The organism is Hydrogenophaga sp. L76, from assembly GCF_057654755.1.
The window spans coordinates 136,982-162,997 of the sequence record NZ_CM172807.1 but is presented as its reverse complement, the minus strand read 5'-3'; the positions used below and the strand labels follow the sequence as shown (position 1 = coordinate 162,997).

The window sequence follows — 26,016 nt, the reverse complement described above, 5'->3', positions numbered from 1 at the left end:
GCGCTATCAGGGTAAATTTGTACAGGTCCGCAGGGCTGCACAGTGCATCGCTGTGCAGGCACTGTCTGTATATGTTAGCGGTGGCCCGCGAGCCCTACAGTCCGCCCCAGTCTGAAATTTCTTCACGATCGGAGCCCCCTGTATGCAACGCGAATCCCAAGCCACCAACGCCATGCTCATGGCCCGCCGCCAGGCCGCCATCCCCCGCGGCGTCGGCCACAGCCACCAGATCTTCATCGCCAGGGGCGAAAACGCCGAGATCTGGGACGTGGAAGGCCGCCGCTACATCGACTTCGCTGGCGGCATCGCCGTGCTCAACACCGGCCACCGCAACCCGGCCGTGATCGAGGCCGTGAAGGCCCAGCTCGACCAGTACACCCACACCTGCTTCCAGGTGCTGGCCTACGAGCCCTACGTGGAACTGGCCGAGCGCCTGAACGCCAAGGCCCCCGGCGACTTCGCCAAGAAAACCCTGTTCCTGACCACCGGCGCCGAAGCGGTGGAAAACGCGATCAAGATCGCGCGCGCCCACACCGGCCGCTCGGGCGTGATCGCCTTCACCGGTGGCTACCACGGCCGCACCCTGCTGACCCTGGGCATGACCGGCAAGGTCGCGCCCTACAAGACCGGCTTCGGTCCGTTCCCGGGCGAGATCTTCCACGCCCGCTTCCCGAACGCGCTGCACGGCGTGAGCGTGGACGATGCGATCGCCTCGGTCGAATCCATCCTCAAGAACGACATCGAAGCCAGCCGCGTGGCGGCCATCATCATCGAGCCGGTGCAGGGCGAAGGCGGCTTCAACGTCGCACCGCCCGAGCTGATGCAGCGCCTGCGCGCGCTGTGCGACCAGCACGGCATCCTGATGATCTGCGACGAAGTGCAGACCGGCGCTGGCCGCACCGGCACCTGGTTCGCCTGCGAGCAGAGCGGCATCGCGCCCGACCTGATCACCCTGGCCAAGTCCATGGCCGGCGGTTTCCCGATCTCTGCCGTGGTCGGCCGCGCCGAAGTGATGGACGCGCCCGCCGCGGGCGGCCTCGGCGGCACCTACGCCGGCAGCCCGATGGCCTGTGCCGCAGCCCTGGCCGTGCTCGACGAGTTTGAAAAACACGACCTGCTGCAGCGCAGCCGCGACGTCGGCGCGCGCATCACCGCCAGCCTGCAGACGCTGGCGAAGAAACACAACTGCATCGCCGACGTGCGCGGCCTGGGCGCCATGGTCGCCATGGAGCTGTGCAAGAACGGCGACGTGCACCAGCCCGACGCCGACCTCACCAAGGCCCTCGCCGCCGAAGCCACGAAACGCGGCCTGATCATCCTGACCTGCGGCACCTACGGCAACGTGGTGCGCATCCTGGTGCCGCTGACCGCCAGCGATGCCTTGCTCGATGAAGGCCTGGCGATCATTGCTGCCTCGCTCGACGCGCTGCAAGGCGCATGAGCTGCAACGATCAGCCCCCCGACGGCGCAAGCAGCGTGGCGCCACGCCCGCTCGAGGGCGTGCGTGTGCTCGACCTCTCGCGTGTGCTCGCCGGTCCCTGGGCCGGTCAGCTGCTGGCCGACTACGGCGCCGAAGTCCTGAAGGTGGAGCGCCCCGGTGCTGGTGACGATACGCGCAGCTGGGGCCCGCCCTGGTGGGGCGAAGACGCCGGGCGCGTGGCCGCGTATTTCGTCTGTGCCAACCGCGGCAAACGTTCGGTGGCGATCGACATCGCCAGCGCCGAAGGCATCCAGCAGGTGCGTGAACTGGTGCGTGAAGCGGACGTGCTGATCGAGAACTACAAGGTCGGCCAGCTCGCCAAGTACGGGCTCGACGCCACCAGCCTGCAGGCCATCAACCCGCGCCTGATCTACTGCTCGATCACCGGCTACGGCCAGAACGGCCCGCTGGCGCACAAGGCCGGTTACGACTTCGCGATCCAGGCCGAAGCGGGGCTGATGAGCATCACCGGCAACAAAGGCGAAGAGCCGCAGAAGGTGGGCGTGGCCGTGACGGACCTGATGACGGGTGTGTACGCCACCACCGCCATCCTCGCGGCGCTGCACGAACGCGCACGCACCGGCAAGGGGCGCCACATCGACGCGGCGCTGTTCGATGTGCAGGTGGCCATGCTGGCCAACCAGGCCAGCAACCAGCTGATTGGAAACAAGACGCCCACGCGCATGGGCAACGCGCACCCGAACATCGTGCCCTACCAGGTGTTCCCCACCCGGGACGGCCACATGGTGCTCGCCGTGGGCAACGACGGCCAGTTCGCCCGCTTCTGTGAAGCCTGCGACCACCCGGAAGTCTCGCGCGACGCACGCTTCTCGACCAACCCGGCGCGCGTGGAGCACCGCGCCACGCTGGTGCCGCTGCTCACCGGCTGGACGATGCAGCGCAACACTGCCGACTGGGTGCAGCGGCTGGATGCCGCGGGCGTGCCCTGCTCGCCGATCCTTGACATTGCTCAAGTCATGGCGCATCCCCATGTGGCGGCGCGCGGATTGCGGATACCAGCCGAAAGTGCCACAGTGCCACCCATGATCGCCAATCCGATGGTGCTGGACGGGCAACGCCCCGTCGCCGATCTGCCGCCACCCGCCCTCGGCGCCCACCAGGCACGATGGTTGCATGACCAGTCCTGAACCTCCTTCAGTCCTCCTTCCAGAACCGATCGCGCCCATGACCACCCCCAACGCACTCGTCACCTTCACCGGTGTGCAGAAAACCTACGATGGCCACACCCTGGTGGTCCGGGACCTGAACCTGGAGATCCAGAAGGGTGAATTCCTCTCGCTGCTCGGTCCCTCGGGCTCGGGCAAGACCACCACGCTGATGATGCTCGCGGGCTTCGAGTCGCCGACCTCGGGTGAGATCAGCCTGAACGGCGTGCCCATCACGCGCACGCCGCCGCACAAGCGCAACTTCGGCATGGTGTTCCAGAACTACGCGCTGTTCCCGCACATGACGGTGGCCGACAACATCGCCTACCCGCTCACCGTGCGCAAGCTCGGCAAGGCCGACGTCGAAGCCAAGGTCAAGCGCGCACTCGACATGGTGCAGATGGGCCACATGGGCAGCCGCTTTCCCGGCCAGCTCTCGGGCGGCCAGCAGCAGCGCGTGGCGCTGGCCCGCGCGCTGGTGTTCGACCCGCAACTGGTGCTGATGGACGAGCCGCTGGGCGCGCTCGACAAACAGTTGCGCGAACACATGCAGCTGGAGCTCAAGGCGCTGCACCGCCGCCTGGGCGTGACCTTCGTCTACGTGACGCACGACCAGTCGGAAGCGCTCACCATGTCAGACCGCGTGGCGGTGTTCAGCGAAGGCGTGATCCAGCAGATCGACCAGGTCGACCGCTTGTACGAAACACCGTCCAACCGTTTCGTCGCCAGCTTCGTGGGCGACAACTCGGTGCTCGACGCCCAGGTGGTGCAGACCACGGGCGAACACTGCGAGGTGGCGCTCGCCGACGGCACGCGACTGACCGGCGTCAACGTCAACCAGGCGCAGGCCGGTGAGACCGTGCAGTGCAGCGTGCGGCCCGAACGCATCACCGTGGTCAACGGCAGCGGCCCGACCGTCAACCGCCTGGGCGCGGCCATCGGCGACGTGATCTATTTCGGCGACCACCTGCGCCTGCGCTGCCAGGTCAGCGGCCAGCCGGAGATCAGCGTCAAAGTACCGCTGCAGCACCTGGGCCACATGGACGCCGGCCAGACCATCGGCCTGCACATCCCGCCCGAACACCTGCGCATATACCGCTGAACCTGTTTCCCCGTTCCTCAACCCCTGGAGATAAGCCCCATGAAACTCAAACCTGTTCTGTTGGCCGCGGCCCTGATGGTCGCCCTGCCGGTGATGGCCCAGAGCCAGCTCACCGTCGTCAACTTCGGTGGCGCCAACGGTGCCGCCCAGAAGAAGGCCTACTTCGAGGCCTTCGAGAAAGCCGGTGGTGGCAAGATCACCGCCGTGGAATACAACGGCGAACAGGCCAAGATCAAGGCCATGGTCGAAGCCAAGAAGGTCACCTGGGACGTGGTCGAAGTCGAGAGCCCGGACCTGAGCCGCGGCTGTGACGAAGGCCTGTTCGAGAAAATGGACTGGGCCAAGGTCGGCAACAAGGCCGACTTCCAGAAAGCCGCCGTGCACGAGTGCGGCGTCGGCACCTTCGTGTGGTCCACCGTGATGGCCTACGACGGCGACAAGCTCAAGACCGCGCCCACCACCTGGGCCGATTTCTGGGACGTGAAGAAATTCCCCGGCAAACGCGGCATGCGCAAGGGCGCCCGCTACAACCTCGAATTCGCCCTGATGGCCGACGGCGTCAAGACCGCCGACGTCTACAAGGTGCTGGCCACCAAGGACGGTGCCGATCGCGCGTTCAAGAAGCTGACCGAACTCAAGCCCAACATCCAGTGGTGGGAAGCCGGCGCGCAGCCGCCGCAGTTCCTGGTCGCGGGTGACGTGGCCATGACCACCGCCTACAACGGCCGCATCGACGCCGCCCAGCGCGAAGGCAAGAACCTCAAGATCACCTGGACCGGCGGCATCTACGACCTGGACTACTGGGTCATGCCCAAGGGCACGCCCAACAAGGACGCCGCCCTGAAGTTCATCGCCATGGCCAGCTCGCCCGACGCGCAGGCCGAATACGCCAAGAACATCAGCTACGGCCCGACCAACAACAAGGCCCTGACCAAGCTCGACGCCAAGGTCCTGGGCCTGCTCCCCACCTCGCCGGCCAACAGCAAGGACGCGCTGCAGTTCGGCATCGGCTTCTGGGCCGACCAGGGTGAAGCCCTGGAGAAGCGCTTCTCCGCCTGGGCAGCGCAGTGATGAGCACCAGCGGAACCGATCTCCAGCCGTTCGCAGGGGCCGCCCTGGAACGATCCGCTCCGGCAGGGAGCATGGGCCAGGCCCTGGCGGGGGGAAGCCTCGCCGCGCAGCTGCACCGCGCCGAACGGCGCAGGAAGCTGCGCGCCCTGGCACTGACCATGCCCCTGCTGGTTTTTCTGCTGGTGTTTTTTCTGGTTCCGCTGGGTTCCCTGCTGGTGCGGGCGGTTGAAAATCCCGAAGTGGCCGACGTCCTGCCCCGCACGGGGCAGGCGCTGGACGACTGGGACCGCGAGAGCCCGCCACCGGCCGCCGCCTACGCCGCCATCCTGGCCGACATGGGCAGCATCGAAGAAACCGCCCAGGCCGGCATACTGGCCCGCCGCCTCAACAGCGAGGTGGCCGGCGCCCGTTCGCTGGTCATGGGCACCTACCGCGCCCTGCCGCTGGGCGACAACCTCACACCCGAAGAGGCTCGCGCCAAGCTCATCGAACACGACGCGCGCTGGGAAGAACTGCCCTACTGGCAGACCATCGCCAAGAACAGCTCGCGCTGGACGCCCGACTACCTGCTCGCCGCGCTCGATTTCAAACGCAACGCCCAAGGCGACATCGAGCGCGTGGGCGCCGAAGAAGCCGCCTTCAGCGACATCCTGGGCCGCACCTTCCAGATGAGCGCCGTGGTGACGTTCTTCTGCCTGCTGCTGGGCTATCCGCTCGCCTACTGGCTCAGCACGCTCTCGGCGCGCAAGGCCAACGTGCTGCTGATCCTCGTGCTGCTGCCCTTCTGGACCTCGGTGCTGGTGCGCATCGCCGCCTGGATCGTGCTGCTGCAGAACAACGGCCTGGTCAACCGCTTCCTGATCTGGGTCGGTGCGACCGACACCCCCATTCCCCTGCTGTTCAACCGCCTGGGCGTGATCATCGCCATGGTGCACATCCTGCTGCCCTTCATGATCCTGCCGCTGTACAGCGTCATGAAATCGGTGCCACCCAACTACCTGCGTGCTGCCATCTCGCTGGGCAGCCCGCCACTGGCCGGCTTCTTCCGCGTCTACCTGCCGCAGACCTACCCCGGTGTGGCCGCGGGCGGCCTGCTGGTCTTCATCACCTGCATCGGCTACTACGTGACGCCCGCCCTGCTCGGTGGCCCGGCCGACCAGATGCTGAGCTACTACGTGGCGCAGTACACCAACGTCGAAGTCAACTGGGGCATGGCCTGCGCGCTCGGTGGTGTGCTGCTGACCGCCACCATGGTGCTCTACGTGCTGTACCGCAAGGTCTCCAAGGCCGAGCTGAGCCTTGGGTAACAGGAATCCGTCATGAAGTTGTTGCCCGTCTTCCCCGCCTACTACAACCTGCTCGACAAGCTCGGCTGGTTTGCCCTGCGTGGCGCTGGCATCGGTGTGATCGTCTACCTGCTGCTGCCGGTGGTGGTGATCATCCCGCTGTCGTTCAGCGACAGTTCGTTTCTCGCCTACCCCATCGAAGGCTGGTCGCTGCAGTGGTACCGCGAAATGTTCCACTCCGACGACTGGATCCGCGCTGCGAAGAACAGTTTCATCGTCGCGCCCCTCGCCACCCTGCTGGCCACCGTGCTGGGCACGCTCGCGGCCATGGGCCTGGCGAACACGAAGTTCTTTGGCAAGGGCTTCATCACCAGCCTATTGATCGCACCCATGGTGGTGCCGATCGTGGTGGTGGGCGTGAGCAGCTACCTGTACTTCGCCAAGTGGGGGCTGAATGACACCTACCTGGGCCTTGTGATCGTGCACGCCGCGCTCGGTGCGCCGTTTGTCGTCACCACCGTGCTGGCCACGCTGCAGAGCTTCAACCACAACCTGGTGAAAGCCAGCCTGAGCCTGGGTGCGAGCCCGCTCGAAACCTTCTTCCGCGTCACGCTGCCGGTCATCGCCCCCGGCGTGATCTCGGGCGCGCTGTTCGCGTTCGCCACCTCGTTTGACGAGGTCGTGGTCACGCTGTTCCTCGCCGGCCCCGAGCAGGTCACGTTGCCGCGCCAGATGTTCACCGGCATCCGGGAAAACATCTCGCCCACCATCGCCGCCGTGGCCACGCTGCTGATCCTGTTCACGACAGCGCTGATGCTGACGCTGGAGTGGCTGCGTGGAAGAAGAAAATAGATCATGCCCTTCACCACCGACACCACCCTGATCGGCCAGCACGCGCAGTTGGTGCCCTTGCGCGCCGAGCACCACGACAATCTCGTCGAAGCCGTGCGCGACGGCGAACTCTGGAAGCTCTGGTACACCGCGATCCCCACGCCCGAGGGCATGGCCGCAGAAATCGACCGCCGCCTGGGCCTGCAGCAGGCCGGCAGCATGCTGCCGTTCGCCGTGCTGAACGCCAGCAGCAAGGCGGTGGGCATGACGACCTACATGAACATCGACGCCGCCAACCGCCGCGTCGAAATCGGATCGACCTGGTACCGCACGGCCGTGCAGCGCAGCCCGCTCAACACCGAATGCAAGCGCCTGTTGCTGACCCACGCGTTCGAGACGCTGGACTGCATCGCGGTGGAGTTCCGCACGCACTTCTTCAACCACCAGAGCCGGCGCGGCATCGAGCGCCTGGGCGCCAAGCTCGACGGCGTGCTGCGCTCGCACCAGATCAACCGCCACCCCGACGCACATGGCGCGCTGCGCGACACCTGCGTCTACAGCATCCTGGCCAGCGAGTGGTCATCGGTCAAAGCCCATCTGGATTTCCAGCTGGTCAAACCCCGGGCCTGAACCCATGACCGATCCCACCGCTTTCAACCAGCCGCTGGGCGGCAATGCCATGCCGCGCTTCGGCGGCCTGGCCAGCATGATGCGGCTGCCCGTCGCCACATCGGCGGCGGGCCTCAACGCCGGCTTCATCGGCGTGCCGCTCGACACCGGCACCAGCCACCGCCCCGGCGCGCGCTTCGGCCCGCGCCAGATCCGCGCCGAGTCCTGCCTGATCCGCCCCTACAACATGGCGACCGGCGCCGCGCCCTTCGACGCGCTGCAGGTGGCCGACCTGGGCGACGTGGCGATCAACACCTACAACCTCCTGAAATCGGTGGACCTCATCGAGCAGCACTACCGCCCGGTCATCGCGGCCGGCTGCATCCCGCTCACGCTCGGCGGCGACCACACCATCGCCCTGCCCATCCTGCGCGCGATGAAGGCGACACACGGCCCGGTGGCGATGATCCATGTGGACGCGCACGCCGATGTGAACCCCGACATGTTCGGCGAGGCCATCGCCCACGGCACGCCCTTCCGCCGCGCGGTGGAAGAAGGCCTGCTGATCGGCAACAAGGTCTGGCAGATCGGCCTGCGTGGCAGCGGTTATTCGGCCGAAGACTTCGACTGGCCGCGCCAGCAGGGCTTCACCGTGGTGCCGGCGCACGAGATCTGGTGGACCAGCCTGGCGCCCTTGATGGCGCAGATCCGCGAAAAGATCGGCCCCGACACGCCCACGTATCTGAGCTTCGACATCGACGGCATCGACCCGGCCTACGCGGGCGGCACCGGCACGCCCGAGATCGGCGGCCTCACCGTGCCACAGGCGCTGGAGATCGTGCGCGGCTGCCGCGGCTTGAACCTCGTGGGCTGTGACCTGGTCGAAGTGTCCCCGGCCTACGACACCAGCGGCAACACCGCCCTGCTCGGCGCCAACCTGCTGTTTGAAATGCTGTGCGTGTTGCCGGGTGTGCAATACCGGTGACGGCGCTGCAGCGCGTTTGGCGCTAACCTCTTCTTTTTACCGAACCGAGCGAGACATCCCATGGACATGAAAATCGAAGATTTCGATAAAACCTCCCCCCTGGCCCTGCTGAAGGACCCGACCCTGCTGAAGACCGACGCGCTGATCAACGGCGAGTGGGTCAAGGGCAGCAGCCGCTTTGACGTGCTCGACCCGGCCACCGGCCAGAAGCTCGCCGACGTGGCCAACCTCGGCCCGGCCGATGCCGAAAAGGCCATCGCCGCCGCCAACGCCGCCTGGGCCGGCTGGAAGGGCAAGACCGCCAAGGAGCGCAGCATCATCCTGCGCAAGTGGTACGACCTGCTGATGGCCAACCAGGACGACCTGGGCCGCATCATGACCGCCGAGCAGGGCAAGCCGCTGGCCGAAGCCAAGGGTGAAGTGGCCTACGGCGCGAGCTTCGTCGAGTGGTTCGCCGAAGAGGCCAAGCGCGTCAACGGCGAGACCCTGCCGCAGTTCGACAACAACCGCCGCCTGATGGTGCTCAAGCAGCCCATCGGCGTCTGCGCGGCCATCACACCCTGGAACTTCCCGCTGGCCATGATCACGCGCAAGGTCGCGCCCGCGCTGGCCGCCGGCTGCCCGGTCATCATCAAGCCCGCCGAACTCACGCCGCTGACCGCGCTGGCCGCTGCCGAGCTGGCCATTCGCGCCGGCATCCCGGCCGGCGTACTCAACATGATCACCGCCGACGACCAGAACTCGATTGCGGTGGGCAAGGTCATCTGCGCCAGCGACGTGGTGCGCCACATCAGCTTCACCGGCTCCACCGAAGTGGGCCGCATCCTGATGGCGCAGAGCGCACCGACGGTGAAGAAGATGTCGCTCGAACTCGGCGGCAACGCGCCCTTCATCGTGTTCAACGACGCCGACATCGACAGCGCGGTGGAAGGCGCTTTCGCCAGCAAATACCGCAACGCCGGCCAGACCTGCGTCTGCTCGAACCGGCTGTACGTGCAGGAGGGTGTGTACGACGAGTTCGTCGAAAAGTTCGCAGCCAAGGTAAAAACCGCCAAGGTCGGCAACGGCTTTGAAGAGGGCGTGAACCAGGGGCCGCTGATCGAAGAAGCCGCGCTGGTGAAGGTGCAGCGCCACGTGGACGACGCCGTGGCCAAGGGCGGGCGTGTGGTGGCCGGTGGCAAGCGCCTGGCGGGACAGTTCTTCGAGCCCACCGTGGTGGCCGATGCGACCGCCGACATGCTGTGCGCGAAAGAAGAAACCTTCGGCCCCTTCGCCCCGGTGTTCAAGTTCAGCACCGAACAGGAAGCCATCGACGCGGCCAACAACACCGAGTTCGGTCTGGCCAGCTACTTCTACAGCCGCGACATCGGCCGCATCTACCGCGTGGCCGAAGCGCTGGAGTACGGCATGGTCGGCATCAACGTCGGCATCCTGGCCACCGAGCACGTGCCCTTCGGCGGCGTCAAGCAGTCCGGCCTGGGCCGCGAAGGCTCGCACCATGGCATGGACGACTACGTCGAGATCAAGTACCTCTGCCTCGGCGACATTCTGAAGTAACCGCCCCAGGGCCTATCAGTTCACCACCTGCCAGCTGCCATCGGGCTGCCGGCAGGCCCGGCCGTAGACGTCGTCGGGCCGGCCGCCCACGATCGCCCGCATGGTGTATTCGCGGCAGGGCGCGCCAGCCGATTCATAGGTGCGCGTGGGCGTCACGGTGTACTGGTTGCGCGTGTCGGGGTTGACCCACTGGGTCGGCTGCCCGGTCTGCGAGGTTTCCAGCACCTGCGCGGTGCGCATGCGGTCGGTGCTGTCCATGGAGCGGCCGACGTTGGCGCCGATGTTGGCGCCGATCAGCGCGCCCACGATGGTGGCCGCCGTGCGGCCTGTGCCACCGCCCACCTGCGAGCCCAGGGCACCGCCGAGCACACCACCGACGACCATGCCGCCGGTTTCGTTCGGACCACCCGGTGCAGCACAACCCGCCAGCGCCGCAGCGAGCGCGCCAACGAGGACCAGTCGTGCAGGAAAACGTGCGGGGAAACGCATATGAAACTCCTTGAAAAATGTGTCAGAAAGACGCTGGATCGGTCATGGCGGTGGTCCGTCTGGGCGTTTCCGGAACCCGGAACAGCCGCAGCGAGTGGCGCCACGCCCGTGCGTTATCATTCGAAGCGTTTTCGCGGGTGTAGTTCAATGGTAGAACGGCAGCTTCCCAAGCTTCATACGAGGGTTCGATTCCCTTCACCCGCTCCATTTATGACTTTCAAGAGCAGTCATAAACAGTCAAAAACCCAACAAAATCAACCACTTAGGCTAATTTAAGCCGTCAAGTGCAGTCATGTGCCGCCATTGCAGCGCAGCACGTTTGGGGGTACAAACCGGGGGAACAGGGCAAATTTGCCCCCATCCCTGGAGTTTTGTTCCCCCATGCTGACTGAAATCACCTGCAAAGCTGCGACCTGCCCCGAGGACAAGCCGCGTGTTCGTCTTACTGACGCTGGCGGGCTCTACCTGGAGGTCACGCCCAACGGGGCAAAGCGTTGGTTCTGGAAGTACCGCTTCGACGCGAAGGAAAAGCGCCTTGTTGAATTCCACGCAATCCTGACCCCGGCTTTCCATCCAATATTGACCCCACCTGTTGGGGTGTAGCCGAGCTACGCGTCTGTGGATAAGTCTACCGCTGGTGCATCGGCTTCTCCTTTCTCAGTCGTGCCGTTCTGGGCCGTCCGGGGCTTCTTTCTCGGGCCTGTCTTTGCTGCAGCGCTGGAGTGTTTGAACCGCCAGCTTTCATTGCCTGTCTCCACGATGTGGCAGTGGTGGGTCAGCCGGTCCAGCAGCGCCGTCGTCATCTTCGCGTCGCCGAACACCTGGCTCCATTCCCCGAAGCTCAGGTTGGTCGTGATCAGTATGCTGGTGCGCTCGTAGAGCTTGGAGATCAGGTGGAACAGCAAGGCACCACCGGCCTGGCTGAACGGCAGGTAACCCAGTTCATCGAGGATCACCAGGTCCATGTAAACCAGCCGGTGAGCCAACTGCCCGGCCTTGCCCTGGCTCTTCTCCAGCTCCAGCGCATTGACCAGTTCCACCGTCGAGAAGAACCGCACCCGTTTGCCGTGACGCTGGATCGCTTCGATGCCGATGGCCGTGGCCAGGTGGGTCTTGCCCGTACCCGGTCCGCCGATGAGCACCACGTTGTGGGCCGCGTCAATGAACTGGCCTCCATGCAGCGTGCGCACCAGTGCTTCGTCCACACCGGCCTGGCTGAATTCAAAGCCCGCAAGATCGCGGTGGGCGGGGAAGCGTGCCGCGCCCATCTGGTACGCCATGGAGCGCACTGTGCGTTCGGCCTGTTCGGCGCGCAGCAACTGGCCCAGGAATGCCTCAGGACTGAACTCGGTGTGCCGCGCCTGCGCGGCCACCTCGGGGTAGTTGGCGGCCATGCCGTGCAGCTTCAATGCCTTGAGCGCTGTGATGATGGCCTGGCTCATGGCTGCGCTCCTTGGGCGTCGTCACCATCGAGCGAGCGCAGCCGGTCGTAACGCTGCACGTTGGCCAGCGGCTGCACCGCCAACGTCAAGGGCGTCTTGACCTCCTGGGCATCGCCCGTCTGGCCGCCAGACTTCAAACGCGCCAGCACGTTGAGCACATGCTCACCACTGGGCTTGCCGCTCTCCAGCGCCAGCTCGGCCGCCACCAGCACCGGCTCCAGCCCATGCACCGGAACGGCCGCCAGCACCTGTGCCATCACCCGGTCCCCGCCTTCGTGGCGCAGCAGGATGGCCTGCAACTTCTTCAATGGCTCGGGCAGGGTCTCGAAGGGCGCACCGTTGCGCAGCGCCCCGGGCTTGCGTTCGATCAGGCTCACGTAATGGCGCCAGTCGTAGAAGGTCTGGCTGCGCTCGAAGCTGCGCGCATGGCTGGCGATGCGGGTGTTCTCGGCCACAACGTCCAGGCGATCCGGATACAGGCGCAGGCTGACCACCTCGTGGGCGTGTTCGGTCGGCACGCTGTAGCGGTTGCGCTGCAGGTGCACCAGCGCCGTGCTGGAGACTCGGGCCAGCACCTCCACGTAGCCATCAAACGGTTTGGGGTTGGGCATGAGGCGCAGTTGTTCGTCCTGCAGCACGTCGGCCACCTTCAGCGTGGGCCACTCGGGGTGGTTGAGCTCGGCCCACGCGGCGCGGCACTCCTGGGCCAGCCAGTCGTTGAGCGCTTCCATGCTGGGCCAGCGCTGTTTGAGCGCCTTGTGCCAGATGCTGCTGCGCCGGTCGCGCACGTTCTTCTCCACGATGCCCTTCTCCCAGCCGCTGGCGACGTTGCAGAACTCGGGCTCGAACAGGTAGTGGCCCGTCATGGCTTCAAAGCGCGCATTGATCACGCGCTTCTTGCCCGCGCCGACCTTGTCCACGGCGGTCTTCATGTTGTCGTAGATGCCGCGCTGGGGCACGCCGCCGAAGGCGGCAAACGCCCGGGCATGGGCATCGAACAGCATCTCGTGGCTCTGGGTCGGATATGCCACCAGCCAGAAGGCGCGGCTGCCACACAGCTTGGTGTGCGCCACTTCCAGGCGCCGGCGCAGGCCGCCCACCCAGGCGTACTCGGTGCTCCAGTCGAACTGGAACGCGTCGCCCAGCGCGAACTTCAAGGGCACGAAGGCGGGCTTGCCGACCTTGCCCGACTGCTCTTCTCGCCAGCGCCGGGCAAAGGCGGCCACCCGGCCGTAGCCGCCGGTGTAACCCTGCTCGGCCAGGGCTTCGTACATGGCCTTGATGGTGCGGCGATCGCGTTTGCCGCGGTGCTGGTCGGCCTTGAGCCAGGTCGCCAGCGTCTCGGTAAAGCCGTCGAGCTTGCTCACCACCACCCGCTGGGGGTACTTGGGCTGGACCATCTCGCCCTTGCGCAGCCACACCTTGATGGTGTTTCTGGCCAGGCCCGTGCGCCGCTCGATCTCTTTGATTGGAAGGCCATCGCGCAGGTGCATCCTGCGGATCTTTGCCAGTGTTCCCACGTTGATCACTCCTTGAACCCTCCTGCTCAAAAAACAAGCAGGAGACCTTACTCAAGGGGTCAAAGTTGGATGAAAAAACTCAGTCCAGAGGGGTCAGATTTACGTGGAAATCAACAGTGCGGGCGATTGGGTGAATCTGCTACGCGGGGAATAGAACCTATGGCCATGGGGAAAAACAGGGGGTAAAAAATAAATCGAATTGGCGAAACCCAATGCCAGTAAGGCATAGAAGCAACAGTTCGACTCCCTTCACCTCCAGATACACAAAAGGCCCCACGGGGCCTTTTGGCTTTTCTGCGGCCGGTGTGCACCGGGCGTCATTGGCTCAGCGTGCGCCCAGGCCCATGCTGCGCGAGATCACCTCTTTCATGATCTCGTTGGTGCCGCCGTAGATGCGCTGCACGCGCGCGTCGGCGTAGGCCCGGGTGATCGGGTATTCCCACATGTAGCCGTAGCCGCCGTGCAGCTGCACGCACTCGTCCATCACCTTGCACTGCAGGTCGCTGCACCAGTACTTGGCCATGCTGGCGGTGGCGGTGTCGAGCTTCTCCTGCACGATCAGCTCGCAGCACTTGTCCACGAACACGCGCGCCACCTGCACCTCGGTCTGCAGTTCGGCCAGTGTGTAGCGCGTGTTCTGGTAGCTCGCGACGGGCTGGCCGAAAACCTTGCGGTCCTTCACGTACTGCACCGTCCAGTCGATGGCGGCTTGCGCCGCAGCCACGGCACCGATGGCGATCTGCAGGCGCTCCCAGGGCAACTGCTCCATGAGGCAGATGAAGCCCCTGCCCTCACCCCCCAGCAGGTTTTCGGCAGGCACGCTGACGTTGTCAAAGAACAATTCCGACGTGTCCTGCGCCTTCATGCCCAGCTTCTTCAGGCGCTTGCCCTTGCTGAAGCCCGCCATGCCCTGCTCCACCAGCAGCAGGCTCGTGCCCTTGGCGCCTGCAGCCGGGTCGGTCTTGGCGACCACGATCACCAGGTCGGCGTGCCAGCCGTTGGTGATGAAGGTCTTGCTGCCGTTGAGCAGGTAGCTGCCGTCGGCTTGTTTGATGGCCGTGGTCTTCACGCCCTGCAGGTCGCTGCCCGCGGCGGGCTCGCTCATGGCGATGGCGCCCACCATCTCGCCCGTGGCCAGCAACGGCAGGTATTTCTGCTTCTGCGCCTCGGTGCCGTAGTGCAGGATGTACGGTGCCACGATCTCGCTGTGCAGGCCGAAGCCGATGCCGCTCACGCCCGCGTGTGCGATCTCCTCCATCTGCGCCACCGAGTACAGCTTGTCGGCCCCGGCGCCGCCATATTCTTCGGGCATGGTCATGCAGAGAAAGCCGTTTTCGCCGGCCTTGCGCCAGACATCGCGGTCCACGTATCCCTGCTCTTCCCAGCCCTCATGGAAGGGCGTAATCTCCTTTTCCACAAAGCGGCGAAAGCTGTCGCGGAAGGCTTCGTGGTCGGCGTTGAACAGGTTGCGGTCGATCATGGTGTCACCTTCCGGACGGGTGGAGTGATTTATACAAAGCATTTGCTTGGCGAAAGTCTATACTGATCTTATAGGCCCGACCATCCGGGCAAATCCCCCAGGAGACAAGCCCATGAGCGAAGCCTTCGTTTACGACGCCATCCGCACCCCGCGCGGCAAGGGCAAAAAAGACGGCAGCCTGCACGAGGTCAAGCCGGTCAACCTGCTGGCCGGCCTGCTGCGCGAACTGCAGCACCGCAACCACCTGGACACCTCGGCGGTGGACGACGTGGTGATGGGTGTGGTCTCGCCCATCGGAGAACAGGGTTCGGTGCTGCCCAAGGTGGCCGCGCTCAAGGCCGGCTGGGACTGGCGCTGCTCGGGTGTGCAGCTCAACCGCTTCTGCGCCTCGGGCCTGGAGGCGGTGAACATGGCCGCCATGAAGGTGAAGAGCGGCTGGGAAGATCTGGTCGTGGCCGGCGGCGTGGAGAGCATGAGCCGCGTGCCGATCGGCTCTGACGGCGGTGCCTGGGCGCAGGACCCGGAGACCAACAGCGCCACGCTGTTCGTGCCACAAGGCATCGGCGCCGACCTGATCGCCACGCTCGACGGCTTCACGCGCGAAGACGTGGACGCCTTCGCGCTCGAATCGCAGAAGCGCGCCGCCGCTGCGCGCGCGGCCGGGCATTTCCAGCACTCGGTGGTGCCGGTGAAAGATCCGCTGGGCCAGATCATCCTGGCGGTGGACGAGTTCATCAAACCGCACACCACCATGGCGGGCCTGGCCGGTCTGAAGCCCGCCTTCGAGCAGCTTGGCGCCATGGGCTTCGACGCGGTGGCGCTGCAGCGCTACCCGCAGGTGGAGCGCATCCACCACGTGCACCACGCGGGCAATTCGTCGGGCATCGTGGACGGCGCGGCCGCCATGCTGATCGGCAGCGAGGCCGCGGGCAAGGCCCACGGCTTCACGCCGCGCGCGCGCATCGTGTCGGTTGCGCTCTCGGGCGCGGACCCGACCATCATGCTCACCGGCCCGATGCCGGCCGCGCGCAAGGCGCTGGCCAAGGCCGGCCTCGCCATTCACCAGATCGACCTGTTCGAGGTGAACGAAGCCTTTGCGGCCGTGCCCATGCGCTTCATGCGCGAGATGGGCGTACCGCACGAGAAGGTGAACGTGAACGGGGGTGCGATTGCGCTGGGCCATCCGCTGGGCGCCACGGGCGCGATGATCCTGAACACGTTGATCGATGAGCTGCACCGGACGAAAAAGCGCTACGGCCTCGCCACGCTGTGTGTCGGCGGCGGCATGGGCATTGCGACGATCGTAGAGCGCATCTGAACCGAGCGGAGACACCAACATGATCACAAAAACCATCCGCTACGAACTTGCCGACGGCATCGCAACGATCACCTTCGACGAGCAGGATTCCCCCGTCAACACCATGTGCCTGCAGTGGCAGGACGATCTGGACGCCGTGACCGCCCAGGTGGGCAAGGACCGCGAACAGATCAAAGGCATCGTGCTGGCCTCGGCCAAGAGCACCTTCTTCGCCGGCGCCGACCTCAAGGGCGTGATGCGATCGACCGCGGCCGACGGCCACCGCGTGTTCACCGAGATCGAGCGTATCAAACGTTGCTTCCGCAGCCTGGAAACGCTGGGCGTGCCGGTGGTGAGCTGCCTGAACGGCGCCGCGCTCGGCGGTGGCTGGGAGGTGGCGCTGGTCGGCCACCACCGCATCGCGGTCAACAACCCCAAGGTCCAGTTCGGCCTGCCCGAGATCACGCTGGGGCTGATCCCAGGCGGCGGTGGCATCACCAAGATGACGAGGCTGCTGGGCCTGGTGGCCGCGCAGCCCTACATCCTGGAGAGCAAGCTCTTCGGGCCCGAAGAGGGCCTGAAGATCGGCGTGATCCATGAACTGGTGGCCACGGCCGAAGAGCTGATGCCGCGCGCGCTGGCCCACATCGAAGCCGCGCAGGGCAAGCCCGAGGCCTGCCAGCACCCGTGGGACCGCAAGGACTACAAGATGCACGGTGGCACGCCGAGCAACCCCAAGATCGCGGCCATGCTGAGCGTGGCGCCGGCGGTGCTCAAGCAGAAGACACGCGGCCTCTACCCCGCGCCCGAGGCCGCACTCGCCGCGATGGTGGAAGGCGCCATGGTGGACTTCGACACCGCCATGCGCATCGAAAGCCGCTACCTCGCCGGGCTCATGACCGGCCCGATGGCCCGGAACATGATCAACACCTTCTTCTTCAACATGAACGCCATCAAGGCCGGCCAGAGCCGCCCGAAGGACGTGCCGCGTTACAAGCCGCAGAAGGTGGGTCTGCTGGGCGCCGGCATGATGGGCTCGGGCATCGCCTACGCCCAGGCCAGCCGCGGCATCGCCACCGTGCTGAAGGACGTCAGCCTGGAAGCGGCCAACAAGGGCAAGGCCAACAGCCTGAAGGTGACGCAGCCGCGGGTGGACAAGGGCCGCATGAGCGCGGCCGACCAGCAGGCCCTGCTCGCGCGCATCACGCCGACCGCGAGCACCGCCGACCTGCGGGGCTGCGACCTGATCATCGAGGCGGTGTTCGAGCACCGCGAACTCAAGGCCGCGGTGACGCACGAATCCGAACCCATGTTGGCCGAGGGTGGTTTCTTCGCCAGCAACACGTCCACCCTGCCCATCACCGGCCTCGCCAAGGCGAGCGCGCGGCCGCAGAAGTTCGTCGGCATCCACTTCTTCAGCCCGGTCGACAAGATGAAGCTGGTGGAGGTCATCCGCGGCAAGGAAACCGACGACGAGACCATCGCCCGCGCCTACGACTACGTGCAGGCGCTGGGCAAGCTGCCGATCGTGGTGAACGACGCGCGCGGCTTCTACACCAGCCGCACCTTCGGCACCTTCGTGATGGAAGGCGCAGCGATGCTGGGCGAAGGCATTCCGGCGCCGGTGATCGAAAACGCCGCCATGCAGGCTGGCATGCCGGTGGGGCCGCTGGCCGTGCTGGACGAGACCGCGCTCTCGCTGTCGGTGCACGTCCTGGAACAGACCCGCGCCGACTTCGCCGAAGAAGGCCGCCACTACGACACCACGCCGGGCGAGGCGCTGGTGGAGCACATGGTGAAGCAGCTCCACCGCAGCGGCCGTGCGGCCGGTGGCGGTTTCTACGATTACCCCGCCGGGCAGAAGAAAACCCTCTGGCCCCAGCTCAAGACCCTGTTCGAAAAACCCGATGTCGCCTGGGACCTGCAGGACGTGAAAGACCGCCTGCTCTACCGCCAGTCGGTGGAGACGGCGCGCTGTCTGGCCGAAGGCGTGCTCACCAGCGTGCACGACGGCAACATCGGTTCCATCTTCGGCATCGGCTTCCCGGCCTGGACCGGCGGCGCGCTGCAGTTCATCTACGGCATGGGTATCGAGGCGTTCGAGAAACGCTGTGCCGAACTGGCGGCGAAGTACGGCCTGGGTTTTGCCTTGAACGATGCTGTGAAGGCAGCGATCCGCCAGCACCAGCCGGTGTACTGAATCCCGACCCAACCGGTGTCAAAGCGCTGCAAGCCGGCGCCCTTACACTTTTTGCACCCGCCGGCGGGCACCCTGCCCGCCGGCTTTTTCACGACCGCAGGCAACCTCACCCATGAAACGACTCGAAGGAAAAATCAGCCTCATCACCGGCGCCGCACAAGGCATTGGCCTGGCCACCGCGCTCAAGTTCGCACGCGAAGGCGCGACCGTCATCGTCTGCGACGTGAAGCAGGCCGCGGTGGACGAAGCGGTGCAGCAGTGCCAGGCGCTCGGCGCCCAGGCGGCCGGCTTCGTGATGGACGTGACCCAGCGCGAAATGGTCGACGCCGTGGTGGGCCAGGTGCTGGCGCGTTTTGGCCGCATCGACGTGCTGGTGAACAACGCCGGCATCACGCAGGACGCGCGGCTGCAGAAGATGACGCTGGAGCAGTTCGACCGCGTGATCGACGTCAACCTGCGCGGGGTCTTCCACTGCGCGCAGGCGGTGGCCGACATCATGGTTGAACAGGGCGCCGGCGTGATCCTCAACGCCAGCTCGGTGGTGGGCATCTACGGCAACTTCGGCCAGACCAACTACGCGGCCACCAAGTTCGGCGTGATCGGCTTCACCAAGACCTGGAGCCGCGAACTCGGCCCCAAGGGCGTGCGCGTGAACGCCGTGGCGCCGGGTTTCATCGCCACCCCCATCCTCAGCACCATCCCCGAGAAGGTGATCGCCGAGATGGAACACCGCGTGCCGCTGCGCCGCCTGGGCCAGCCGGAGGAGATCGCCAACGTCTACGCCTTCCTGGCCAGCGACGAAGCGAGCTACATCAACGGTGCGGTGATCGAAGTCTCAGGCGGCATGTCGGTATAGATGGAGCACCCCCCGCGCCGCTTCGCGTCACCCCCCTCCAGGGGGGCGGCACTGGCCGTCCGGCGAAGCCGGCCCGGCGGTGCCTCTGGGTTGGGCTGTGGCGTTCGAGGCGGGTCGCGCTCCACCTTTGGAAACTGAAATGACCAACCCTTTGCCTCCCGGTGTGACCCTGCGCGAACCGCGACCGGGCGACATGGGCTGGGTGATCCAGCAGCACGGCGAGCTCTACTGGCGCGAATACGGCTGGAACGCCGAGTTCGAGGCCCTGGTGGCCAGCATCGTGGCCGGCATGATGAAGCGCCACGACCCGGCCTGGGAGCGCGGCTGGATCGCCGAACTCGACGGCGAACGCGTGGGTTCGGCCTTCGTGGTTCGCAAGAGCAAGACGGTGGCCCAGCTGCGCCTGCTGATCCTCTCGCCCGCGGCACGCGGCCTCGGCCTGGGCGGGCGGCTGACCGACGAATGCATCGCTTTCGCGCGCGACAGGGGCTACCGCAAGATGGTGCTCTGGACCAACCGCAACCTCGACGCCGCGCGCGCCATCTACGCCCGGCGCGGCTTCACCCTCATGGGCAGTGAGGCGCACCACAGCTACGGCCGTGACCTGGTGGGTGAACACTGGGAACTCACCCTGTGACCCTGGCGCCGCCACCATGGGCAGGCGCCTCATGAGGCCAGGACCGGCACCCGATAATCGAGCCATGCCCGCCCCAGCAAGCACCCTCGACCCGGCCATTGACGCCGCCCCCAACCAGCCCCGATCCAAAACCGACCTCTTCATGTCGTTCACCTGGCTGGCCCTGCAGGGCTTTGGCGGCGTGCTGGCGGTGGTGCAGCGCGAGCTGGTGGAGAAAAAACGCTGGATGACGCGCGATCAGTTCGTGGAGGACTGGGCCGTGGCGCAGATCATGCCGGGGCCCAACGTGGTCAACCTCTCGATGATGATCGGCGGGCGCTACTTCGGCCTGCCCGGCGCGCTGGCCGCGCTCACCGGCATGCTGGCCGCGCCGCTGGTGATCGTGCTGCTGCTGGCGGCGCTCTACGGCAGCGTGGCCGACAGTGCCACCGCACAAGCTGCGCTGCGCGGCATGGGGGCGGTGGCCGCCGGCCTCATCACCGCCACCGGCATCAAGCTGATCGCCGCACTCGGCAAGAACGCCATGGGCATCGGGGTGTGCATCGGCCTGGCGGCGCTCACCTTCGTGGCGATCGCCCTGCTGCGATGGCCGCTGGCCTGGGTGCTGCCGGGCCTGGGTGGCGTGGCCTGCCTGTGGGCCTACCGCGTGTTGGGTCGGCGCGAAACCGGAGCGGCGCAATGACCATGGCCCCCACGCTGGCGAACTGGGTCGACGTGTTCCTGCATTTCGCCTCGCTCTCGCTGCTGGCGGTGGGCGGCGCCATCACCACCGCGCCCGACATGCACCGCTACCTGGTGGGCCAACAGGGCTGGCTGAGCGAGGCGCAGTTCACCTCGTCGATCGCGCTGTCGCAGGCCGCACCCGGCCCGAACGTGCTGTTCGTCGCCCTGCTGGGCTGGAACCTGGGCCTGAACGCGGGCGGTGGGCCGTCGGCCGGCTGGGTGGCCTGGGCGCTGGCCCTGCTGGGCGTCGTGGTGACGCTGGTGGCGATCATGCTGCCCTCGTCCATCCTCACCTACACCGCAACGCAATGGGGTCACCGCAACCGCGAGCTGCGCGCGGTGCGCGCCTTCAAGGCCGGCATGGCACCGATCGTGATCGCGCTGCTGATCGCCACCGGCTGGCTGCTGAGCGCGGCCCACAATGTGCCCGCGCGCGACTGGCCGCTGTGGCTGCTGACGGCGGGCGCCACCGTGCTGGTGTGGCGCACCAAGATCCACCTGCTGTGGCTGATCGGTGCCGGGGCGGTGCTCGGCGCGTTCGGCTGGGTCTGAACGGCCGGCGCCCCACCGGTCATTCTTCGCGCTTCAGGGTGGACAGACCCTTGACGTCCAGCGCAGCCAGCGCACCACGAAGGCCGTCCATGTCCACGTTGTCGCCCGTGAGCTCGACCATCACGCCGTTGGGCAACATCACCGACATTTCCGCGCGGCTGCCGTCCTTGCTGTACTCCTCTTTGAAGGAGGCGCCGTCCTTCTGGTAGATGCGCTCCACCTCGTCCTGGGTTTCGCGGTTGACGGTGCTCTGCGCCCAGGCGCCCATGGCCATGGTGAGCGCTGGCACGGCGCCGAGGTCCTGCACCTTGACTTCAATCCGGCCGTTCTCCCGGGTGTACTCGGCGGTGACGCTGGAGAAGCTCATGCCCATGGCACTGTCTGTGCGGGCTTCGATCGCGGTGCGTTCCAGACCCGCCAGCTTGTCCGGCACATGGGTCTGCAGCAGATCGGGCGCAAAGGGTTTGCCACCCTGCCCGCCCATGGCCGCGCCCATCATCTCGCTCAGCGCCTTGCCTGCGGCCGCGGAGTCGCCCTTGGCCTGGGCTTCTTCCATGCGCTTGCTCGCCTCCTCGACCTTCTTGCTTGCCGCTTCGATCTTGGCGGTGTCGAGGGTGATATCGGTCCCCGGCAGCTTGATGTTCACCTGGTCGGAGGAGGACGCGGCGCCACCCATCATCATGCCCGGGCCACCCCCCGTGAACAAGGCGCTGACCGCGCCCACCACCAGGCTCGCCACGATGCCGCACACGATCAGCACCGCGGTGTAGCCCACCGCCTTCTCCTCGGGCGCCTTCATCAGCACGGGGATGCCGGTGTAGATCAGGTAGATCGAATACAGCGCAGCCACCACCCCCAGCATGGACAAGGCCGGCAGCAGGTTGAAAATGCCGCCCACCAGTCCGGCCGTGGAACCATAGGCCACCAGCTTGAAGGCGTTGAGCAGGTTTTTCTCACCCTTGAAGGTGGGCGCCAGCGCGTTGGCGATCAGCGCCAGCACATAGACCATCACCAGCGAAAGCACGAAGCCCACCACCATGTTGGCCAAGCCGCTGAGGATGGGCACCCGGAACGAGATGCCAAAGGCACCGGCACCGATCAGGCTGAGCCCGATGAAGGTGGCGATGGCCGGTATGGCGGCCAGTATGACGAGGTAGTTGGTGTAGATGGCCTTGACATCGGTGCTCTCTTGCTCGATGACAGGCCAGGTTTCCCTGGGTTTGAGAAGAATGGCTTGTATGCGGTCAACGATCGACATGGTTCCCTCCAGTTGAAAAACCGGTCACGGCACACAGCCGTCTGTGTTCATGGTCCCGCCACCCCGGGCTGACGCCACGATCTGGCGCAAGCCCGGGCGGCTTTGGAGTTCAGCGCGGGTTTTCGAAGAACACCGCGTTGGTGTAGTCGCTGATCTCGAAATACACCTTCTTCTCGCCCGGATCCACCTGCATGTTGAGGTTCTCGTCCAAGGTCCCGTAACCATAGCGGTAGGCACGGGGTTTGCCATCGTCGGTGCCCAGCGCGGTGCTGATCTTGTCGATCTTGAGGAAGCGGCGCACCACCTTGTCGCCGGCGTACACCTCCAGCACGCCGTTGGTGCCGGTCCAGTTCTGGATATCGCGGCTGAGCTTGTTCTGCTGCTCCTGCGTGCAGCCGACGGCGATCAGCGTGGCAGCAACCAGGGCGGCGGTCAGCAGGCGGTGGGTAGGCTTGTTGTGCATTCAATGCTCCAGGAGTTCTGGCAGGCATTGTGCCGCAGGCTCGCGCAGGCAGTGGTCGGCCACGCGGTCGAGCTCGGTCGGCTCCGGGTTGATCACCACCACGCGAGCGCCGCGCTGGTGGGCGGCCAGCGCCAGCCCGGCCGCGGGGTAGACCACGCCCGAGGTGCCGATGACGAGCATCAGGTTGCAGGCGTTCGCGGCCTCTTCGGCCGCTTCCAGCGCGCCGGCTGGCAGGCTCTCCCCGAACCAGACCACCGCCGGTCGGCGCAGGTTGCCGCAGACCGGGCAACGGGGCGGTCGCCCCGCCTGCAGTGCTCCGGCGTCGCAACACGGGCGCGCTGCATCCAGCCACTGGTCCTGCAGGATGCTGCCGTGGATGGCGATGGTTTCGTGGCTGCCCGCGCGCTGGTGCAGGCCGTCCACGTTCTGCGTGATGAGCGTGAGCCGGCCCGGGTGGCGCTGCGAAAAGGCCGCCAGCGCGAGATGGCCGGCGTTGGGAGTGAGCTTCGCGATCATCTCGCGGCGGAAGGCGTACCAGTCCCAGACGCGCTGCGGATGGGCGCGAAAGGCGGCTTCGGTGGCCAGCTCTTGCGGGTTGAACTGCGCCCACAGACCGGTCTGCGCATCTCGGAACGTGGGCACACCCGATTCGGCGCTGATGCCCGCGCCGGTGAGCACCGCGATGCGGCGTGCTTCACGGATCCACTGGCGCACCGTGTCCCGCATGGACGCGACCTTCAGCTGCGCTGGCGCAGTGCCTCGTACAGGCAGACGCCGCTGGCCACCGAGACGTTGAGGCTTTCCACTGCGCCGGCCATGGGGATGCTGACCAGCTCGTCGCAGGTCTTGCGCGTGAGCTGGCGCATGCCGTCGCCCTCTGCGCCCAGCACCAGCGCCACAGGAACCTTGAGGTCCACCTGGTACAGCGTCTTCGGTGCGTCGTCGCTGGTGCCGATGATCCAGATGTTGCGCTCCTTCAGTTCGTTCAGGGTGCGCGCGAGGTTGGTCACCATGAAGTACGGCATGGTCTCGGCCGCGCCGCTGGCCACCTTGGCCACAGTGGCGTTGATGCCCGCCGCGTGGTCCTTGGGCGCGATCACCGCGTGGGCTCCCGCACCATCGGCCACGCGCAGGCATGCGCCCAGGTTGTGCGGATCGGTGATGCCATCGAGCACCAGCAGCAGCGGCACGGTGCCGGCGGCCTCCAGGCCTTCAAGCAGTTCATCCAGCGAGTGCACCTGCGGCAGTTCCTGCACGCGAGCGGCCACGCCCTGGTGGCCGTGGCTGCCGGCGAGCTTGGCGATGCGCAGGCTGTCGGCCTCGATCAGACGCACGCCCGATTCTTTGGCGCGCTCCAGAAACTGGCGCATGCGCGCATCGCGACGCGTGGACTCGAAGTAAACCTCGACGACGGATTGGGGCGCGGTTTTCAGGCGCACGCCCACGGCGTGAAAGCCGAAAAGCACTTTGGGGGAAGACATCCTCAGATTATCAACGCCCTCCGGGCGCCCCGCGTCGCCTTCGGCTCGGGTGATCACCGCCAGCGCGCAATGCCTCACCCAGGATGCGGCGGAACTGGCTCCGCCAGGCCGCATCGCATCGCCCCCTTGAGGGGGTCGCGCGCAGCGCGGCGGGGGTGTTCACGTCAGGCCGGTGCTTCCGCGGTCTCCACCACCTGACCGGCCTCGATCGTGATGCGGCGCTCGCAGCGCTGGGCGATGGCGCGGTCGTGGGTCACGAGCACCAGGGTCGTGCCCTGCTCGCGGTTGAGCTCGAACATCAGCTCCATCACCTTCTCGCCCGTGGCGAAGTCCAGGCTGCCGGTGGGTTCGTCGGCCAGCAACACGGCGGGCTGCACCACGAACGCCCGCGCCAGCGCCACGCGCTGCTGCTCACCGCCCGAAAGCACCTTGGGGTAGTGGCCCAGCCGTTCGCCCAGGCCCACACGCTGCAGCATGCGCGTGGCGGTGGCGCGCGCATCGCGCCGGCCCGCCAGCTCCAGCGGCAGCATCACGTTTTCCAGCGCGTTCAGGTTGCCCAGCAGCTGAAAACTCTGGAACACGAAGCCGACCTTTTCCGCGCGCAAGGCGGCACGCTGGTCCTCGTTGATCACAAACAGGTCCACACCGTCAACCAGCACGGTGCCGCTGGTGGGGGTGTCCAGTCCGGCCACGATCGACAGCAGGGTGCTTTTGCCCGAGCCCGAGGCCCCCACGATGGCCGCAGTCTCCCCTTTGTTCAGGGAGAAATCGATATCGCGCAAAATGGTCAGGGTGCCCGTGGAGTCGGTCACCGACTTGAACACATGCTGCACAGCAATCATCACATCCGACATGGAAAGGCCTTCCGGTTGAAACGACGTCACTTTAACGCCCTGCTCGTCGGGGCAGCCTGCCTGGGGTCTATCGGTGCGGCGATGGCACAGACCGCCTCGGCGGCCACAGTGCCCACGGTGCTGGTGGTGGGCGACTCCCTGACCGCCGAATACGGCCTCCGGCGCGGCAGCGGCTGGGTGGCGCTGCTGCAGCAACGCCTGGACCAGGAAAAGATCCCCGCCCGCATGGTCAACGCCGGCATCAGCGCCGACACCACATCGGGCGGCCGCTCGCGCCTGCCGGCCCTGCTGCGCCAGCACAAGCCCGCCGTGGTGATCATCGAGCTCGGTGGCAACGATGCCCTGCGCGGCATGCCGCTCAGCATGACGCGCGACAACCTGGCCGCCATGGCCCGGCTTTCCCGCGGGGCCGGTGCCCGCGTGCTGCTGGTGGGCATGGAAGTACCGCCCAACTACGGCACCAGGTACACGCAGGAATTCCGCCAGGTGTTCAAGACCGTGGCGCAGGCCGAGAAGATCGGTCTGGTGCCCTTCCTGCTGGCGGGCGTGGCCGATGTGCCCGATGGGACAGCCACGCTGTTCCAGAGCGACCGCATCCACCCGAACGAACTGGCACAACCCACGCTGGCCGGCAACGTGTGGCCCGCGCTGCGCGGGCTGCTGACGAAACGATAATC

25 protein-coding genes, 1 tRNA gene and 1 pseudogene are annotated in these 26,016 nt (G+C 66.3%); 18 read left to right on the top strand and 9 right to left on the bottom strand.

Features of this window, described 5'->3' with window-relative positions; translation table 11 throughout:
• Nucleotides 1-142: 142 nt before the first annotated feature.
• The 9 genes from gabT (at nt 143) to AC23D4_RS00740 (ending at nt 10,087) form a co-directional block, all read left to right on the top strand.
• Nucleotides 143-1,441: a 4-aminobutyrate--2-oxoglutarate transaminase gene (gabT, locus tag AC23D4_RS00780; RefSeq protein ID WP_472888449.1), complete on the top strand. Its 1,299-nt coding sequence runs from the start codon at nt 143-145 to the stop codon at nt 1,439-1,441.
• Entirely contained in the window at nt 1,438-2,628 is a 1,191-nt protein-coding gene (locus AC23D4_RS00775; protein ID WP_472888448.1) for a CaiB/BaiF CoA transferase family protein, read from the top strand. Before gabT ends, AC23D4_RS00775 begins: the two co-directional genes overlap by 4 nt.
• 37 nt (nt 2,629-2,665) lie before the next feature.
• Nucleotides 2,666-3,748 (top strand): ABC transporter ATP-binding protein, encoded by a 1,083-nt coding sequence (locus AC23D4_RS00770; RefSeq protein WP_472888447.1) that lies wholly within the window; start codon nt 2,666-2,668, stop codon nt 3,746-3,748.
• Between the two features lie 39 nt (nt 3,749-3,787).
• Complete coding sequence (locus tag AC23D4_RS00765; RefSeq protein ID WP_472888446.1) at nt 3,788-4,819, top strand: ABC transporter substrate-binding protein; 1,032 nt, start codon at nt 3,788-3,790, stop codon at nt 4,817-4,819.
• A gap of 71 nt (nt 4,820-4,890) precedes the next feature.
• Entirely contained in the window at nt 4,891-6,126 is a 1,236-nt protein-coding gene (locus AC23D4_RS00760) for an ABC transporter permease (protein WP_472888552.1), read from the top strand.
• Between the two features lie 12 nt (nt 6,127-6,138).
• Nucleotides 6,139-6,957 carry an ABC transporter permease gene (locus AC23D4_RS00755; RefSeq protein ID WP_290967405.1) on the top strand — a complete coding sequence of 273 codons (819 nt, stop codon included), beginning with the start codon at nt 6,139-6,141 and terminating at the stop codon, nt 6,955-6,957.
• Nucleotides 6,958-6,960: 3 nt separating this feature from the next.
• Nucleotides 6,961-7,566, top strand: coding sequence for a GNAT family N-acetyltransferase (locus AC23D4_RS00750; protein WP_472888445.1), 606 nt, complete (start codon nt 6,961-6,963; stop codon nt 7,564-7,566).
• A gap of 4 nt (nt 7,567-7,570) precedes the next feature.
• Nucleotides 7,571-8,530, top strand: a complete 960-nt coding sequence (gene speB / locus AC23D4_RS00745) for an agmatinase (RefSeq protein ID WP_472888444.1) — start codon at nt 7,571-7,573, stop codon at nt 8,528-8,530.
• 60 nt (nt 8,531-8,590) lie between these two features.
• On the top strand, nt 8,591-10,087 hold the full coding sequence (locus AC23D4_RS00740; protein ID WP_487623677.1) for an NAD-dependent succinate-semialdehyde dehydrogenase: 1,497 nt from the start codon (nt 8,591-8,593) through the stop codon (nt 10,085-10,087).
• A gap of 15 nt (nt 10,088-10,102) precedes the next feature.
• On the opposite strand, the gene AC23D4_RS00735 is transcribed toward AC23D4_RS00740, so the two are convergent.
• Nucleotides 10,103-10,576, bottom strand: a complete 474-nt coding sequence (locus AC23D4_RS00735) for an RT0821/Lpp0805 family surface protein (RefSeq protein ID WP_177135361.1) — start codon at nt 10,574-10,576, stop codon at nt 10,103-10,105.
• Between the two features lie 133 nt (nt 10,577-10,709).
• Between AC23D4_RS00735 and AC23D4_RS00730 the strand changes: the two genes are divergently transcribed.
• Together AC23D4_RS00730 and AC23D4_RS00725 are read left to right on the top strand one after the other, a co-directional pair.
• Nucleotides 10,710-10,783: transfer RNA gene (locus AC23D4_RS00730), tRNA-Gly, on the top strand.
• Between the two features lie 174 nt (nt 10,784-10,957).
• Entirely contained in the window at nt 10,958-11,179 is a 222-nt protein-coding gene (locus tag AC23D4_RS00725) for an Arm DNA-binding domain-containing protein (protein ID WP_472888442.1), read from the top strand.
• 5 nt (nt 11,180-11,184) lie between these two features.
• Here AC23D4_RS00725 and istB read toward each other — a convergent pair whose 3' ends face one another.
• The 3 genes from istB to AC23D4_RS00710 form a co-directional block, all read right to left on the bottom strand.
• A complete protein-coding gene (gene istB, locus AC23D4_RS00720; RefSeq protein WP_472890616.1) occupies nt 11,185-12,018 on the bottom strand; it encodes an IS21-like element helper ATPase IstB in 834 nt (277 codons plus the stop codon).
• The gene (gene istA, locus AC23D4_RS00715; RefSeq protein WP_472890615.1) at nt 12,015-13,538 is read right to left on the bottom strand and encodes an IS21 family transposase; all 1,524 of its coding nucleotides are present in this window, start codon (nt 13,536-13,538) and stop codon (nt 12,015-12,017) included. The genes istB and istA overlap by 4 nt, the downstream gene beginning before the upstream one ends.
• Before the next feature lie 325 nt (nt 13,539-13,863).
• A complete protein-coding gene (locus AC23D4_RS00710) occupies nt 13,864-15,018 on the bottom strand; it encodes an acyl-CoA dehydrogenase family protein (protein ID WP_472888792.1) in 1,155 nt (384 codons plus the stop codon).
• 112 nt (nt 15,019-15,130) lie between these two features.
• Here AC23D4_RS00710 and AC23D4_RS00705 point away from each other — a divergent pair, with 112 nt between their 5' ends.
• The 6 genes and pseudogenes from AC23D4_RS00705 to AC23D4_RS00680 all read left to right on the top strand — a co-directional run bounded on the left by AC23D4_RS00705 (nt 15,131) and on the right by AC23D4_RS00680 (nt 21,283).
• Nucleotides 15,131-16,336, top strand: a complete 1,206-nt coding sequence (locus AC23D4_RS00705; protein ID WP_472888793.1) for an acetyl-CoA C-acetyltransferase — start codon at nt 15,131-15,133, stop codon at nt 16,334-16,336.
• 19 nt (nt 16,337-16,355) lie between these two features.
• Nucleotides 16,356-18,515, top strand: coding sequence for a 3-hydroxyacyl-CoA dehydrogenase NAD-binding domain-containing protein (locus tag AC23D4_RS00700; protein ID WP_472888794.1), 2,160 nt, complete (start codon nt 16,356-16,358; stop codon nt 18,513-18,515).
• 112 nt (nt 18,516-18,627) lie between these two features.
• Nucleotides 18,628-19,371: a 3-oxoacyl-ACP reductase FabG gene (gene fabG, locus AC23D4_RS00695; protein WP_472888795.1), complete on the top strand. Its 744-nt coding sequence runs from the start codon at nt 18,628-18,630 to the stop codon at nt 19,369-19,371.
• A gap of 163 nt (nt 19,372-19,534) precedes the next feature.
• Nucleotides 19,535-20,008: pseudogene (locus AC23D4_RS00690) on the top strand (GNAT family N-acetyltransferase); the annotation flags it as partial.
• Nucleotides 20,009-20,072: 64 nt separating this feature from the next.
• Nucleotides 20,073-20,690 (top strand): chromate transporter, encoded by a 618-nt coding sequence (locus AC23D4_RS00685; RefSeq protein ID WP_472888796.1) that lies wholly within the window; start codon nt 20,073-20,075, stop codon nt 20,688-20,690.
• Complete coding sequence (locus AC23D4_RS00680; RefSeq protein WP_472888797.1) at nt 20,687-21,283, top strand: chromate transporter; 597 nt, start codon at nt 20,687-20,689, stop codon at nt 21,281-21,283. The genes AC23D4_RS00685 and AC23D4_RS00680 overlap by 4 nt, the downstream gene beginning before the upstream one ends.
• A gap of 19 nt (nt 21,284-21,302) precedes the next feature.
• On the opposite strand, the gene AC23D4_RS00675 is transcribed toward AC23D4_RS00680, so the two are convergent.
• From AC23D4_RS00675 to AC23D4_RS00655, 5 genes are all read right to left on the bottom strand, one after another.
• Nucleotides 21,303-22,541, bottom strand: a complete 1,239-nt coding sequence (locus tag AC23D4_RS00675) for a Yip1 family protein (RefSeq protein WP_472888798.1) — start codon at nt 22,539-22,541, stop codon at nt 21,303-21,305.
• 109 nt (nt 22,542-22,650) lie between these two features.
• Nucleotides 22,651-23,004 carry a hypothetical protein gene (locus AC23D4_RS00670; protein WP_472888799.1) on the bottom strand — a complete coding sequence of 118 codons (354 nt, stop codon included), beginning with the start codon at nt 23,002-23,004 and terminating at the stop codon, nt 22,651-22,653.
• On the bottom strand, nt 23,005-23,730 hold the full coding sequence (locus tag AC23D4_RS00665) for an SIR2 family NAD-dependent protein deacylase (RefSeq protein ID WP_472888800.1): 726 nt from the start codon (nt 23,728-23,730) through the stop codon (nt 23,005-23,007). It lies immediately after the preceding gene.
• Between the two features lie 11 nt (nt 23,731-23,741).
• Nucleotides 23,742-24,485 (bottom strand): 23S rRNA (guanosine(2251)-2'-O)-methyltransferase RlmB, encoded by a 744-nt coding sequence (gene rlmB / locus AC23D4_RS00660; RefSeq protein ID WP_472888801.1) that lies wholly within the window; start codon nt 24,483-24,485, stop codon nt 23,742-23,744.
• A gap of 164 nt (nt 24,486-24,649) precedes the next feature.
• The gene (locus tag AC23D4_RS00655; RefSeq protein ID WP_472888802.1) at nt 24,650-25,339 is read right to left on the bottom strand and encodes an ABC transporter ATP-binding protein; all 690 of its coding nucleotides are present in this window, start codon (nt 25,337-25,339) and stop codon (nt 24,650-24,652) included.
• On the opposite strand from AC23D4_RS00655, the gene AC23D4_RS00650 reads away from it, so the two are divergent.
• Nucleotides 25,310-26,014 (top strand): arylesterase, encoded by a 705-nt coding sequence (locus AC23D4_RS00650; protein WP_472888803.1) that lies wholly within the window; start codon nt 25,310-25,312, stop codon nt 26,012-26,014. The genes AC23D4_RS00655 and AC23D4_RS00650 overlap by 30 nt on opposite strands.
• Nucleotides 26,015-26,016: the final 2 nt, after the last annotated feature.

What these genes read in the sequence shown, in the direction of transcription:
- gabT (WP_472888449.1), top strand. Translation starts at nt 143, where the DNA reads ATGCAACGCGAATCCCAAGCCACCAACGCCATGCTCATGGCCCGCCGC.
- AC23D4_RS00775 (WP_472888448.1), top strand. Translation starts at nt 1,438, where the DNA reads ATGAGCTGCAACGATCAGCCCCCCGACGGCGCAAGCAGCGTGGCGCCA.
- AC23D4_RS00770 (WP_472888447.1), top strand. Translation starts at nt 2,666, where the DNA reads ATGACCACCCCCAACGCACTCGTCACCTTCACCGGTGTGCAGAAAACC.
- AC23D4_RS00765 (WP_472888446.1), top strand. Translation starts at nt 3,788, where the DNA reads ATGAAACTCAAACCTGTTCTGTTGGCCGCGGCCCTGATGGTCGCCCTG.
- AC23D4_RS00760 (WP_472888552.1), top strand. Translation starts at nt 4,891, where the DNA reads ATGGGCCAGGCCCTGGCGGGGGGAAGCCTCGCCGCGCAGCTGCACCGC.
- AC23D4_RS00755 (WP_290967405.1), top strand. Translation starts at nt 6,139, where the DNA reads ATGAAGTTGTTGCCCGTCTTCCCCGCCTACTACAACCTGCTCGACAAG.
- AC23D4_RS00750 (WP_472888445.1), top strand. Translation starts at nt 6,961, where the DNA reads ATGCCCTTCACCACCGACACCACCCTGATCGGCCAGCACGCGCAGTTG.
- speB (WP_472888444.1), top strand. Translation starts at nt 7,571, where the DNA reads ATGACCGATCCCACCGCTTTCAACCAGCCGCTGGGCGGCAATGCCATG.
- AC23D4_RS00740 (WP_487623677.1), top strand. Translation starts at nt 8,591, where the DNA reads ATGGACATGAAAATCGAAGATTTCGATAAAACCTCCCCCCTGGCCCTG.
- AC23D4_RS00735 (WP_177135361.1), bottom strand. Translation starts at nt 10,576, where the DNA reads ATGCGTTTCCCCGCACGTTTTCCTGCACGACTGGTCCTCGTTGGCGCG.
- AC23D4_RS00725 (WP_472888442.1), top strand. Translation starts at nt 10,958, where the DNA reads ATGCTGACTGAAATCACCTGCAAAGCTGCGACCTGCCCCGAGGACAAG.
- istB (WP_472890616.1), bottom strand. Translation starts at nt 12,018, where the DNA reads ATGAGCCAGGCCATCATCACAGCGCTCAAGGCATTGAAGCTGCACGGC.
- AC23D4_RS00710 (WP_472888792.1), bottom strand. Translation starts at nt 15,018, where the DNA reads ATGATCGACCGCAACCTGTTCAACGCCGACCACGAAGCCTTCCGCGAC.
- AC23D4_RS00705 (WP_472888793.1), top strand. Translation starts at nt 15,131, where the DNA reads ATGAGCGAAGCCTTCGTTTACGACGCCATCCGCACCCCGCGCGGCAAG.
- AC23D4_RS00700 (WP_472888794.1), top strand. Translation starts at nt 16,356, where the DNA reads ATGATCACAAAAACCATCCGCTACGAACTTGCCGACGGCATCGCAACG.
- fabG (WP_472888795.1), top strand. Translation starts at nt 18,628, where the DNA reads ATGAAACGACTCGAAGGAAAAATCAGCCTCATCACCGGCGCCGCACAA.
- AC23D4_RS00685 (WP_472888796.1), top strand. Translation starts at nt 20,073, where the DNA reads ATGCCCGCCCCAGCAAGCACCCTCGACCCGGCCATTGACGCCGCCCCC.
- AC23D4_RS00680 (WP_472888797.1), top strand. Translation starts at nt 20,687, where the DNA reads ATGACCATGGCCCCCACGCTGGCGAACTGGGTCGACGTGTTCCTGCAT.
- AC23D4_RS00675 (WP_472888798.1), bottom strand. Translation starts at nt 22,541, where the DNA reads ATGTCGATCGTTGACCGCATACAAGCCATTCTTCTCAAACCCAGGGAA.
- AC23D4_RS00670 (WP_472888799.1), bottom strand. Translation starts at nt 23,004, where the DNA reads ATGCACAACAAGCCTACCCACCGCCTGCTGACCGCCGCCCTGGTTGCT.
- AC23D4_RS00665 (WP_472888800.1), bottom strand. Translation starts at nt 23,730, where the DNA reads ATGCGGGACACGGTGCGCCAGTGGATCCGTGAAGCACGCCGCATCGCG.
- rlmB (WP_472888801.1), bottom strand. Translation starts at nt 24,485, where the DNA reads ATGTCTTCCCCCAAAGTGCTTTTCGGCTTTCACGCCGTGGGCGTGCGC.
- AC23D4_RS00650 (WP_472888803.1), top strand. Translation starts at nt 25,310, where the DNA reads ATGCTGCACAGCAATCATCACATCCGACATGGAAAGGCCTTCCGGTTG.
- AC23D4_RS00655 (WP_472888802.1), bottom strand. Translation starts at nt 25,339, where the DNA reads ATGTCGGATGTGATGATTGCTGTGCAGCATGTGTTCAAGTCGGTGACC.